Origin of the sequence: Citrobacter sp. RHBSTW-00887, assembly GCF_013728095.1 — a bacterium.
In the GTDB taxonomy this organism is placed as follows: Bacteria; Pseudomonadota; Gammaproteobacteria; order Enterobacterales; family Enterobacteriaceae; genus Citrobacter; species Citrobacter braakii.
This window is the reverse complement of the sequence record NZ_CP056267.1, coordinates 3,892,276-3,904,888: the sequence shown is the minus strand read 5'-3', so window position 1 is coordinate 3,904,888 and position 12,613 is coordinate 3,892,276. Positions and strand designations below refer to the sequence as shown.

The window sequence follows — 12,613 nt, the reverse complement described above, 5'->3', positions numbered from 1 at the left end:
ATTCACTCCTGGTATGGTTGTTCTACCGCAATGCGCGGCGCGTTAAGTGCCTGAATAAGTTCATCAAGAGACTGCAAAATATTGCTTGCCCAAAAACGCCCTTCATTGGTCAGGCGCACGCAGGTGCTGGCATCTCGCGTCAGTCCTGCGTGATGCCATTGGGTCAGTAGCGGGGTTAGTTTTTGTGCATGAGGCGTCAGTTCATCCAGCGGAACGCGGGCCGTTTCAATGCCCGCCTGGAGAGTGTGTCGCCACTGGAAACCACGCTCGGCGGTACGCATCATCATCATTAGCGGTTTTTTCCCGGCGGCGATAGATTCATGCCATGTCGTCAGATTGCGCTCGACCATCCAGGAATAGCCATTGACTGATCCCCCGGCGCCTGAGCCGAATGCCAGACAGTCCGCTCCCTGTTTAATCAGCAGGTTGTACAGATTGCGTTCACGCGTGGTACGCGCCCAGTGGCTGTTGCTGATGCAGCGCCAGCCCGCGCTGTCCATGAAATCGCAACCCTGAAGATAGAGATCGCGACGTTCGGCGGGAGAGGGAACGGTTGTGCGCCCGGTTTCAACTGCTTTGCCAAGCGGTGTATTGGGGATCAGGTTCAGCGCATAAAGATCTACGCCGTCGAGGCCGATGTCACGGGCAATCGCCAGATCGTCGCCCCACAGTTTTGCATCTTGTCCTGGCAGACCAAACAACAGATCGCATACCACGGCGGCACGATCCCGTTTTACCAGCCCCTGCATAAAGGCAATTGCGGTCGGGCCGTCTGAGGTGCGCGCCATTTTCTTGCGGATCCGGCTGTTAAAAGATTGAATACCGATCGAAAACCGATTGGCGCCAGCGTCAAGGCAGGCATCAATTCGCGCATCGTCAAAATTGAGCACTCGTCCCTCAATGGTAATTTCGCAGTCCGGTGCCAGCGGTAACTTTTCACGCAGCGCGGTGATGATTCTGCCCAGATCCCGTGCTGACAGCGCTGAAGGCGTACCGCCGCCAAAATAGACGGCGTGAATTGGGGCTGACTGATGTAATGCGCTATCGGCTTCCATCTCGATTTCGCGCAACAGCGCGTTGGTGTAGCGGGCGCAGTGATCTTCTTCGAACCGGTTTTGATAAAAACCACAGAAAGTACAATGCGTTGCACAAAAAGGGATATGCAAGTACACCAGCCGTTTACGCGGCGGGGTAGGCTGGCTGATAACATCCTGCCAGGTTTGTGACAATAGCTCTTTGGCAATCGGGATCGCCCCGCGCCATGGCATTGTGGCGTGGCGATCCTTAAAGGGCTGACTTCCCTCAAGCGCAAAATGCGCGGTGAGATCCAGCGAGTGTTCAGTTTTCATTCTTTTTTATAAATCCAGTTAGTGAGGCCAGAATTGCTGGTGCAGGGCTTCAACCGCATCGGCGACGCGAGGTCCCATTCCCAGAATCAGCGCCTGGTCTACCGCCACAATGCGCTGATTTTTCCAGGCCGCAGTGTGGGTAATACCGGCAATCGCGCTCAGACGAGCTAGATCGCCATCCACCATTTGCGACGTCACCACGATCACCTCCGGGTTGGCGGCGATCAGCGACTCCGCGCTGTAACTTTTATACTGCGCGTGGGTGGCGACATTTTGTGCGCCCGCAAGGGTCATAATGGCATCTGCAACGCTGCCCTTGCCGGCGACCTGCGGCGCGCTGCCGCCAGCGGAGAGAATGAACATGGCTTTGACCGGCGCATTCTTCGCCGCCACGCTGTGCTGAACACGATCCAGACGTTGATGCAGGCGATTGACCAGCGCTTCACCTTGTTCAGGAATGCGCAGCGTTTGAGCCAGCTCCCGAATGTTGGCGTACATCTGCTCGACGGTGGCCGGTACGCGCGGCAATGTAACGACGTTAACTTTCTGCGCCCGGAGCTGATCCAAAACGATTTGAGGGCCTGCATCCTGCCAGGTGATAAAGCTGTCTGGGTGCAGCGATAAAATGCCCTCGCTGCTTAACTGCTTCCAGTAGCCGATATGCGGGAGTGCGGCAGTTTCAGGTGGGTATGAGGTGGTTTCATCGACGCCAACCACCCGGTTGCCGACGCCCATGGCGTAAATCAGTTCGCTAAGCGAACCGCCCGCCACCACCAGGCGGTCAGCGGACTGGGCGCTGAAAACACAGGCGAGGCTCAGTAAGCCAATCATGAGTTTTTTCATCGTCAGAAATTCCACGCAAAGCCAACAGCGGCATTGAAACCAGCGTCTGGGATAGATTCATGCGCGGTTCTGTAACGCTTGTCGGTCAGGTTGTTGAGCGCGAGGTTGACCTGATACTGGTCCTGCGGACCAAACTCAGTGTTGAATGCGAGGTTAAGCGTGGCCCAGCCTGGGTAGTTTATTTCCGTGGTGCCGGTATTATCTTTGGCGCGGGACGCCGCGCGAATAAAGACATCGGACGTCACGTTAGCGACATTCATCAACCAGGTATGTTTCAGGCCAACGCGCCCGGTCAGCGTGGGTTCGCCGGTATCCCAGGTTTTTATGGTGTTGCCTTCGTATTGACGGCGAATGAGATTACCGCTCAGGTAGGGTGAAACCGCCCAGCCGTTGTATTCTGCGGTTAATTCCATGCCCCAGGTTTTGGCACGATCGATGTTGTCGTAGTAGTAATAGCCGCCGCGGGAAGAGGTGGTGTTGCCGTTGCAAACGGGTTGGCCTGAACAGGCCAGACTGGCGATATAGTCTTTGGCTTCGGAGTAATAAATAGCACCGTCAATCAGCCACATATTCCCTTTATACCGCGCGCCCAACTCATAGTTATTCGAGTGTTCAGCTTTCAGGTTTGGGTTGCCGTAGGTAACGCTGCCGCCGGCGGATGTCTGCATGAACAACTGAGTAAGCGTGGGGAAGACATAGCCCTGGGCGTATGCAGCCCGGAGTTCAAGATCTTCAAAGCCGGAATAGCGCAGGCTGGTCGAGGTCACCAGTTCATCATCGTGAACGGAATTTCCCCCGGTGGATTGCCAGGTGGTGCCGCTGCTTTGGATAGTTTGCGTATCGTTGCGATTGAGTTTCGAAGACAGCCAGTACTGGCGTGCGCCCACGGTCCACGTCCAGTCATCGGCAAAGCGCCAGTCGTTTTGCGCGAACAGTGAGGTGTTGCTTTGTTCCGCTTCGTTATATGACAGGGTACGGGTTTGCGTATCAAAGAAGCCGGTAGCCGCGGTCTGGCGCGTACTGCCGTCCGTGTCCTGTTTTATTTTGTCATGCTGATACTGAGTGCCAATCACCAGCGTGTTGTTTGCCGGAAGGGAGATATTGCCCTGCAGCGTTACACCCTGGGTATATTGTTTGTCGTTGGTATTGGTTTGATTGCTTACCGTCAGCGCTTTAATCATCGGGCTGGGGATAATCTGGGTCGTTTTGACCCGGTTTTCAAATTTACGCTCTATTGTCTGGGTGTATGCGTCAAAATGGATGTTCTTCAGGTAATCCCCGTCGGCCGCGTAGTCGTAGAAAAGACCGATTTTCTCGCGTTCCAGCTTAGGAATTTTGACGCTAAAGTCGTCGAACTGACCTTCGGGATCGTCAAACCAGGTTTGAGTGGATAGCTTATAACGGTCGAGTGAGAGTCCAATTTTGTGGCGATCGAGGTTGTAGCCAAGCCACACTCCCTGGCCGTTATTACGGAAGTTGGTGTCGGGCAATCTTCCGTCAGGTGTATCGCGATCCCCCTGGTCGGAATAGCTGCCATTGATACGGTAGTCAAAGTTACCGATGCTTCCCCAGGCTGCCGCTGACTCTTCCCATCCTGCCGTTGCGGAGTTATAAACAGCCTTAACGCTACCACCCAGAGGCTTATCGCCGCCTTTTTTGGTAATAAAGTTCACGACGCCGCCAATTGCCTGCGAACCGTAGAGGACAGAATAAGGGCCTTTGACCACTTCAATGCGTTCCAGCGCGGATTCGTCAATAAGTAAACCGGCTCCGTAGTTTTGTCCGGCACGTTGGTAGCTGACGACCTGGCCGTCTATCAAAATCAGCACCCGCGAAGAAGCTTCGCCACGGATACGAATTTGTTTCCGACCTGCGAGAGCGTTATCGGTAACTTCGACGCCGGGGATATCTTGTAAATCATCAGCAAGAGAAACGCTGGTGGAGTTTTGTAGCGTCTGGCGATCGATAACCTGAATGGTTGCCGGGCTATCCCAGAGACTACTTTCTGTGCGGTTAGCCGTAACGATCACCGTATCTTCGTCGGACGTTGAACCGTGTGTTGGAGAGGTCGCTGCAAAAGTAGCGCCGGACATGCATAATGTCAGGGCTGAAAGAATAAATGGCCTTTGGTTAATCCGTGGCAACATAAGAGAACCTTTATTGAATGTAAATGATCATCATTATCATTCGCGTTTGTATATAAAATTGTTTCCCTTTGTTCAAGATGAAAGGTGCAGAACCGATACATCTTTTGATTTGAGTCAATTTTGCGTGGTCAATAAATGCTGAAATGTGATCTGAATCGGATATAACAATGTGAATTAAAAGGATTTGTGCATCGCTGTGATGGTGGAAGATGCGCGGGGTTCTTGGGTAAAGGATTACGGCAATGTGGGCTATAATGTGGCTCAGTACCAACAAGATCAGCGGGGGAAATGTGAATATTAGCGATGTTGCGAAAAAAACCGGTTTAACCAGCAAAGCGATACGCTTTTACGAAGAAAAGGGGTTAGTGACGCCGCCGCTGCGTAGCGAAAATGGCTATCGCACATACAACCAACAGCATCTGAATGAGCTTACGCTGTTACGACAGGCACGACAGGTTGGTTTTAACCTGGAAGAGTGCGGCGAGTTGGTGAACCTGTTTAACGATCCGGCGCGTCACAGCGCAGATGTGAAAAAGCGTACGTTAGAAAAGGTGGCGGACATTGAGCGTCATATCAGCGAGCTGCAGGCTATGCGCTTGCATTTGTTGGCGCTGGCGGAGAGTTGCCCTGGCGATGACAGCGCCGAATGCCCGATTATTGATAATCTCTCCGGCTGCTGCCACCATAAAGCGAAGGCTTAACGAAGTGGCGGATTAAGCATAAACACCACCGTGCCGCGGTACCACGGTGATTTCTCAAGTTGCGCTTCAGCCTGCGGGTCGCGGCTACCGTTTTGTACCAGCCCCAGCTTAAATGGAATGCGCAGAAGACTGAGGGCGGGCAGATACGCCTGATAATTCGGTACCGTGTGACGTCCCTGATAGCTCTGGACCACCAGTTCATCGACCGCCAGCGCGTTCAGCGTGGCGACGTCGCCCGTTTTTGCCCAATCCAGTAGTCCGGTTACGCCAAGTGCAAACTCGGTCGGTAGCCGTTGGCGTAACTGCTGCAGAAAGTAGGCGTAATCGGCAAGCTGATGGGTCGCCGCGTCAAAATCAACCTGCAGGCCGATGACGTGATTTCCGGCCGCCTGCCAGCGTTGCATCAAGCGTATGATGCGCGCCGGAATCTCCTCCGGTACGTCGAGAGTGGTAAAGCGCACGGTCAACCAGATAGAGGGGAAAGTCAGGCGATTAACAGGCAGTCCGAGACGCTGGAACACCACGTTACCTGAACGTACCAGTACCTCGCCCTGATGCAGATAGACCGTTTGTGCGTTTTTCAGCTCGTCACTGGCCTTCACTCCGGACCATAGCCAGAAGGCCGGATGTTCACGGGCGGCGACGATCTCCGCCGCCTGTGCCTGGCCGAGCAGTAGCGCAGTTACCAGTAGTATTTGAGTTTTTGCGCCCACGGACTTCCCGGATACTGCGTTTTCAGTTGGGTGAACCAGCCTTTACGCTGTAGTTTATCTACTTCCTCACCGCCGCACTCGTTAGAGCCTGACGGCGCATAGCACATGATGGCGCGATACAGCGCAAAGCTCTTATCTTCAACCTCTGCTTTTGGCGATGTGATCACCTGCTGGTAGTAGCTTTGCCTGTCGAACTGGCCGAACGGTTTCTTGCGCGAGATTGCTGATTCAAGCACATCGTTGCCGGAACTGTTTTTCCATAAATCAACGTGGGTTTGCGTAGTGCGGAAAAATTCGCCTAAGCAGTTCAGGGCGTGGGCATCATGCGCTTGTTTGCTCAGAACCGTTACCGTTTCATTGAGGCTGCGACAGGTATAACCGCTCTCGGCAGAGTCGCCGTTCCAGTCGAAAATACTCAGATTAACGTCATCAAACGCTTCGCCAATGACCGGCGGCGTAATGGCGCTGGCCAGTTTTCTGTCATTCAGCCAGTCGTCAAAGCGATGCTCAGTGAGATCCCGCACCAGCAGCGTATGCAGGGCGATGGTACGCTCTTCGTTATTAGGACCATGGACGGCTTGCTGGCGCAGTAGTTCAGGCGTGGCCTGGGTTTTCAGCACCTGCGAGCGAAAGCGCAGGTTGGTTACTGCGCTTTCTGGGGCGAAAATTGCCGCCACGTCGCCGCTATAAACCAGCGTCGCGGCTAGCTTAGCCTGCACATACTGCTGCTGTTCGTTGTCCTGGCTGAGCTTCAGCAATGTCTGCCAGAAATCACGTGCCGTGGTCCATTTCTTCTGGCCCATCAGCGCTTCGCCGTACAGCACTTGTTCGCTGAAGGCCAGCGTATCGTGGGCCGGAAGTTTCTGCGCCGGGGTAACTGCCGAAATAATCGCCGCGTAGTTGCCCGTTGCCAGCCACAGATTCAGCTGCAGATCGCGCCATAGCGGCAGTTTTTGGCTCTGCTCAAACACCGGTTTGCTGGCGTCAAGCTGGGCCTGCGTCAGCGTTGGTTTGTTGTTGTTATTCAGGCGCAACGCGCGCAGCAGTTCGATATAGCTGACAAGCGGCGCATCGGGGAAAGCCTCCACCACGGACTGTTCGTAGAACGCCATGCCGTAGACATTATCGTATTCGATGACGATCTCACGCAGTTGCTGTGCGTCAGCCGATTGCTGAAGCGTCTGCTCATACAGCCCCGCCAATTGCGGCCACGCCTGTAAATACCAGTTTATACGACGCAGCATACCGTGCGAGGAAGCGGCGTACAGGCCTTGCGGGTAGTGTTGCAGATAGGCTTGCGCCAGCGTCTGAGCCTGAGAAGCGTCCTCGCGGTTAATTTTTGCGATATCAAAATCGCCGTACTCGCCCACGCTGTTCTGGCTGCTTTTGTTCAACGCCGCACGTATCAGCATGTATTGCGCGGTCTCAGCCAGCCACGGACGATCGCTTTTGGCTAGCTGAGCGAAATCCAGTTCGGCGCTGGCATAATCACCGGCATAAAAACTGGCGGCCGCTGCCAGATAGCTTTTGTAGGACTGAGCTGGAGAATCTGCCGGGAGAGTGGCAAGCGATGACTCAATTTGCTCGCGGGTTGCCCCGGATAACAGTCCTGTACGCGCCTGGGCAAGGGCCTGACGCTGATTTGCCGTTAACGTTGAGTCGGCCAGCAGTGCGGCAAAAAACGCGCTGACGCTCGCGGTATTGTTCGAAACATGACGGTTCTCAAGCTCAGCGTCGTTGACGTTTATTTCGTCTGCGCTAATGTTCAGTTCGGCTATCTGTCGGGACAGGGGGCTGTCTTCGGCAGATACCTGCGCTGCGGCTGGCTGCGGGGCAATGTCATCCCACTGCGGATGATACGCAAAATAGAAATCGCGGGAGCGGGTGATGTCCGCCGGCATCGACTGCACCGGCAGAGCAAATGATTTCTCCTGGCTCAGCAGCCGCAGCAGGTTATCGCGGCTGTCGTTTTCCGGATTGAAGGTGGGCGTGCCTTTCAGCAGGCAGCTGTCGTCGCTCCATTTGCAGTCTTCCATATCGAAAGAGGCGAATACCTGCGGGGCGGCGACCAATAATGAGCAAAGGGCAAAGGCAAGGGGTGTCTTCCTGACCATAGTCTTATTTCCTGTCTTTTTAGTGTGATACCGCTGTAATAATCAGGGTAATTCCCTCAACGGCAATAACTTCAACCTGCGTTCCGGCGCTCAAATCGTCGCGGGCGCTGACGGGCCATGAGCTGTCGCCGACGCGCATGTGTCCGCGGCCATTGACCAGGGCGGTTTCCAGAATAAATCGACGGCCAACCAACTGCTGCCCGCGCTGGTTAAGATGGCTGTCGGCGGGTTTCTGATCTTGTACACGCCTTGCCAGCCACTTCCACCACAGCCAGGCCGCCAGCAGGGTGAGTACGGCGAACATCGCCCCCTGCCACGCCCAGTCAAGCGGGATGAGCCACACCACCAGGCCGGTAATCACCGCCGCCACGCCGCTCCACAGCAGATAGCCGTTACCGCCCAGCATCTCGGCGGCGAGTAGCAGACCGCCGAGGCTGAGCCAGAAGATGTGCGGGTGCACCAGAATCATCGCTATCATGATTTTTTCCGTTCGCTGGCGCTGTCTTTCACCAGTTCGGCTATCCCGGCAATGGACCCCATCAGGCTGCTGGCATCCAGCGGCATCATCACCACTTTGCTGTTATTCGACGAACCGATGTGCTGCAGCGCTTCGGTGTATTTCTGCGCCACGAAGTAGTTCACGGCCTGAATATCCCCGGCGGCAATTGCCTCCGAAACCATCTGCGTCGCGCGGGCCTCGGCTTCTGCGGAACGTTCACGCGCTTCAGCCTGTAAAAATGCCGACTGGCGTTCACCTTCCGCTTTGAGGATTTTCGACTGTTTCTCACCTTCGGCCTTGACGATTTCTGCCTGACGGATCCCTTCCGCTTCAAGAATATAGGCGCGCTTGGTTCGTTCGGCTTTCATCTGCGCGTTCATGGCGTCGATAAGTTCTGCTGGGGGACGCACATCGCGGATTTCAATACGGGTGATTTTGATGCCCCAGGGATTCGTGGCCTCGTCAACGATATGCAGCAGGCGCGTGTTGATGTTGTCGCGCTGGGAGAGCATTTCATCGAGTTCCATCGAGCCGAGAACGGTACGAATGTTGGTCATGGTCAGGTTGATGATCGCCAGTTCCAGGTTGCTGACCTCATAAGCCGCTTTTGGCGCGTCGATCACCTGAATAAAGCAGACGGCATCAATCGCGACGTTGGCGTTGTCTTTGGAGATGACTTCCTGAGAGGGGATATCAAGCACCTGTTCCATCATGTTGATCTTACGACCGATGCGGTCCATGAACGGTACAACAAGGTTTAAACCCGGTTGCAGGGTTTTGGTGTAACGGCCAAAACGCTCGACCGTCCACTGATATCCCTGCGGGACGATTTTGACGCCAGCACCGACGATGACCAGCGCGACAAAAATGAGAATAGGAATAAAAATGAGCATTGATGAAACCTCCTGTTGTGTTGTCCTTTACTGCCTCATTAGTCAAATTATACCCGATTTATCAGGGTGGGCTCCCCTATAATAAATTACAGGGATAGACTGTCTGCACGAAAGAGGTAAAAAAGGGATTGGTAATGGAAGAAAGCAGCATTCTGCTTCAGTTAAAAAATGTCGCATGGCAGGCAGGGGCGACGCAGGTTCTCAATAACATCTGTTTTAATCTCCGGGCCGGAGAATTTAAGCTGATTACCGGCCAGTCTGGTTGCGGTAAAAGTACGTTACTCAAGATTGTGGCGTCATTAATCAGCCCGACTGCCGGTGAAATTCTCTTTGAGGGCAAGGAGATAAACACTCTTAAGCCTGAAACATATCGCCAGCAGGTTTCTTATTGTGCGCAAACGCCCGCGTTGTTTGGTGACACCGTTTACGACAACCTCATTTTCCCCTGGCAAATCCGCGATAAACGTCCGGATCCGGATGTGTTTCTTGCCGATCTGGCCCGTTTTGAGCTACCCGAAACGATCCTCAAAAAAAACATCAATGAGCTGTCTGGCGGCGAAAAGCAACGCGTCTCGTTAATTCGTAATTTACAGTTTCTGCCAAAAATCCTGCTGCTTGATGAAATTACCAGCGCGCTGGATGAAGCCAATAAACGGAATGTGAACGAATTAATTCACCACTATGTTCGCGATAAGAATATTGCTGTGTTGTGGGTGACGCACGACAAAGATGAAATTAATCATGCGGATAATGTCATAACCCTTCAACCGCACGCCGGGGAAATGCAGGAAGTAAGCAATGAACGAGCATAATATTACCAATGAATCACTGGCGTTAGCGATGATGCTGGTGGTGGTCGCGATACTAATCAGCAACAAAGAAAAACTGGCGCTGGAAAAAGATATTCTCTGGAGCGTTTGCCGGGCGGTGGTTCAGCTTATTATCGTTGGCTATGTGCTGAAATATATTTTCGGCGTTAACCACAGCATTCTGACCTTATTGATGGTGCTGTTTATCTGTTTCAACGCGGCCTATAACGCGCAAAAGCGCAGCAAATATATTGATAAAGCTTTTCTCTCGTCATTTATCGCCATCACGGCGGGGGCGGGGTTAACGCTGGCGGTGTTGGTTCTGTCAGGCTCTATCGAATTTACCCCAATGCAGGTGATCCCAATTTCCGGCATGATTGCAGGCAATGCGATGGTTGCGGTAGGGCTGTGTTACAACAACCTGGGGCAGCGGTTTAACAGCGAACAGCAGCAAATTCAGGAAAAACTCAGCCTCGGTGCGACGCCGAAAGTGGCCTCCGCGCCGCTGATTCGCGACAGTATTCGCGCTTCGCTGATCCCGACGATCGATTCAGCGAAGACCGTGGGACTGGTGAGTTTACCGGGGATGATGTCCGGGTTGATCTTTGCAGGTATTGATCCGGTAAAAGCGATTAAGTATCAGATTATGGTGACGTTTATGCTGCTTTCGACCGCCAGTCTGTCAACCATTATCGCCTGCTACCTGACCTATCGGAAGTTCTATAATTCACGTCACCAACTGGTGGTGACGCATTTGAAAAAAAACTAATGGAGTACCGGATGGCGCGGGCCTACGGGAAGATTGTAGGCCCGATTAGCGCAAGCGCCATCAGGCACATGCAGCGGATTAGTACAACAGCGCGTACAGCTGGCGGCGGTATTTCGAGGCCAGCGCATCGCCGGTGCCCAGTGCGGCAAGGATCTCCTGAAAGGTTTTACGCGCCTGACCGTCGGCTGCAGTGAGATCTTTCTTCAGGTGACTGAACAGCAATTCCAGCGATTCCTCGTTACGTCCGACCTGGTGTAACTGAATGGCCAGTTGAGTTGCCAGCGCCGCATCCTGTGGATTGCTGGCGACCTGCTGCTGCAACTGTTGGATTTCAGGTGTATCAGCTGCCTGCTTCAGCAGTTCGATCTGTGCCACCAGGCCCTGATAACGGGTGTCCTGATCCTGCAATGGGATAGTTTTCAGCACCGCTTCAGCTTCGTCTGAACGGTTCAGGGCGATTTGCGTTTCCGCCAACAGCAGGCCAATTTCGCTGCTCTGGTTGGAGATCTGCCAGGCTTCTTTCAGCAGCGGCAGCGCATCAGCGTGATTGCCGGCTTCGATGAACTCGATCGCCTGGCGCGCTTTCAGCTCTTCCTCGCTCGGTAACACTTTCTCCAGCAGCGCGCGAATAACCTCTTCCGGCTGCGGGCCCTGGAATCCATCTACCGGCTGACCGTTCTGGAACAGATAAACCGTGGGGATCGCGCGCAGACCAAACTGGGAGGCGATCATCTGCTCGGCGTCGCAATCTAACTTGGCGAGAATAAACTGACCGTTGTACTGAGCAACAAGGCTCTCCAGTACCGGCGTTAATTGCAGACAATGCTGGCTGCGCTCAGACCAAAAATAGAACAGGACCGGCGTGGTCATCGACTGTTCAAGGGTCTGCTGGAGGTTCGATTCGTTAATGTTAACAATATTCTGTGTGGACATGGAGTTACTCTCTTTTGTCGATTTCTTGTTACATGGGGGCTGACGCGCGTGCTTCAACTCAACCGTGTAAAATTTTGTCCATTATGCGGCCTGGCAACAGGCGCTTCAGTAGCATAACTGCCCAGGTCACCAGCGTAACCGGATAACGCAGCTTGGGTTTGTCGCTCTCAAACGCATGACGCACTTTGGCGACAACCGCTTGTGGCCCCAGCGTAAAACGCGCGGCAATTCCGGGGTTTTCCACGGGAGCATCGCTCTGGGTCTGGTTGACGTTTTCGGTAAAGCGGGTGCGAATAGGGCCTGGCTCAATCAGGCTGACCTTAATCCCGCTGTGGCGCAGCTCCATACGCAGCGCGTCGGACCAGGCTTCCAGCGCATATTTGCTGGCGGCATAGGCCCCGCGCCCCGGCGTTGAGATCAATCCCATTACCGACGAGGTCATCACAATTCGTCCTTCGCCGTGGGGTAGCATAGCGGGTAACAGGCGCATGGTAAGCTGATGTGCGCCAAAGAAGTTGGCGGAAAACTGCTGTTCCATCTGCTCGCGGCTGATGGTGGGCAGTGGGCCATAGACGCCGTATCCGGCGTTGTTAAAGATCCCATACAAACGATTTTCGGTCAGAGCGATCACCTCATCAGCCGCGCGATCTACGCTCTCGGGTGAATCCAGATCCAGCAATATGCCGGTGAATCCCATGCTGTTCATACGCGCCACATCGTCAGGTTTGCGACAGCCTGCCAGAATTTGAAAATCCTGGCGCTTTAGCTCAAGCGCGCTTTCCAGACCGATTCCGCTGGAACATCCTGTTATTAAGACCGATTTTTGCATAACTTTACCTGTCA

Annotated in this window: 12 protein-coding genes; 3 read left to right on the top strand and 9 right to left on the bottom strand. The window is 53.9% G+C overall.

All coding sequences use genetic code 11. The features are described 5' to 3' along the window. Positions 1-2: 2 nt before the first annotated feature. Genes hutW through HV314_RS18690 form a run of 3 tightly spaced genes read right to left on the bottom strand, consistent with a single transcriptional unit; the run spans position 3 to position 4,339 of the window. Positions 3-1,349 (bottom strand): heme anaerobic degradation radical SAM methyltransferase ChuW/HutW, encoded by a 1,347-nt coding sequence (hutW, locus tag HV314_RS18700; protein ID WP_181546432.1) that lies wholly within the window; start codon positions 1,347-1,349, stop codon positions 3-5. 18 nt (positions 1,350-1,367) lie between these two features. Beyond that, entirely contained in the window at positions 1,368-2,192 is an 825-nt protein-coding gene (locus HV314_RS18695) for a heme/hemin ABC transporter substrate-binding protein (RefSeq protein WP_016152100.1), read from the bottom strand. A gap of 2 nt (positions 2,193-2,194) precedes the next feature. After that, positions 2,195-4,339 (bottom strand): TonB-dependent receptor plug domain-containing protein, encoded by a 2,145-nt coding sequence (locus HV314_RS18690; RefSeq protein ID WP_016152101.1) that lies wholly within the window; start codon positions 4,337-4,339, stop codon positions 2,195-2,197. A 290-nt stretch (positions 4,340-4,629) separates the two neighbouring features. On the opposite strand from HV314_RS18690, the gene cueR reads away from it, so the two are divergent. Continuing rightward, positions 4,630-5,040, top strand: coding sequence for a Cu(I)-responsive transcriptional regulator (gene cueR, locus HV314_RS18685; RefSeq protein ID WP_029139441.1), 411 nt, complete (start codon positions 4,630-4,632; stop codon positions 5,038-5,040). On the opposite strand, the gene HV314_RS18680 is transcribed toward cueR, so the two are convergent. From HV314_RS18680 to HV314_RS18665, 4 genes are read right to left on the bottom strand one after another with little or no spacing between them, the layout of a single operon-like run. Further along, the gene (locus HV314_RS18680; protein ID WP_046276071.1) at positions 5,037-5,753 is read right to left on the bottom strand and encodes a DUF3142 domain-containing protein; all 717 of its coding nucleotides are present in this window, start codon (positions 5,751-5,753) and stop codon (positions 5,037-5,039) included. The genes cueR and HV314_RS18680 overlap by 4 nt on opposite strands. Continuing rightward, positions 5,723-7,867: a hypothetical protein gene (locus HV314_RS18675; RefSeq protein WP_181546430.1), complete on the bottom strand. Its 2,145-nt coding sequence runs from the start codon at positions 7,865-7,867 to the stop codon at positions 5,723-5,725. Before HV314_RS18675 ends, HV314_RS18680 begins: the two co-directional genes overlap by 31 nt. Before the next feature lie 19 nt (positions 7,868-7,886). Further along, complete coding sequence (locus HV314_RS18670; RefSeq protein ID WP_016152105.1) at positions 7,887-8,345, bottom strand: NfeD family protein; 459 nt, start codon at positions 8,343-8,345, stop codon at positions 7,887-7,889. Next, a complete protein-coding gene (locus HV314_RS18665; RefSeq protein ID WP_016152106.1) occupies positions 8,342-9,259 on the bottom strand; it encodes an SPFH domain-containing protein in 918 nt (305 codons plus the stop codon). Before HV314_RS18665 ends, HV314_RS18670 begins: the two co-directional genes overlap by 4 nt. Positions 9,260-9,393: 134 nt before the next feature. On the opposite strand from HV314_RS18665, the gene fetA reads away from it, so the two are divergent. Then, on the top strand, positions 9,394-10,071 hold the full coding sequence (gene fetA / locus HV314_RS18660) for an iron efflux ABC transporter ATP-binding subunit FetA (protein ID WP_019076194.1): 678 nt from the start codon (positions 9,394-9,396) through the stop codon (positions 10,069-10,071). Next, positions 10,058-10,837 (top strand): iron efflux ABC transporter permease subunit FetB, encoded by a 780-nt coding sequence (gene fetB / locus HV314_RS18655; protein WP_016155894.1) that lies wholly within the window; start codon positions 10,058-10,060, stop codon positions 10,835-10,837. Before fetA ends, fetB begins: the two co-directional genes overlap by 14 nt. 78 nt (positions 10,838-10,915) lie before the next feature. Here fetB and HV314_RS18650 read toward each other — a convergent pair whose 3' ends face one another. Both HV314_RS18650 and HV314_RS18645 read right to left on the bottom strand, forming a co-directional pair. After that, positions 10,916-11,770 (bottom strand): co-chaperone YbbN, encoded by an 855-nt coding sequence (locus HV314_RS18650; RefSeq protein WP_016152110.1) that lies wholly within the window; start codon positions 11,768-11,770, stop codon positions 10,916-10,918. Between the two features lie 58 nt (positions 11,771-11,828). After that, complete coding sequence (locus HV314_RS18645; RefSeq protein ID WP_181546428.1) at positions 11,829-12,599, bottom strand: SDR family oxidoreductase; 771 nt, start codon at positions 12,597-12,599, stop codon at positions 11,829-11,831. Positions 12,600-12,613 lie beyond the last annotated feature (14 nt).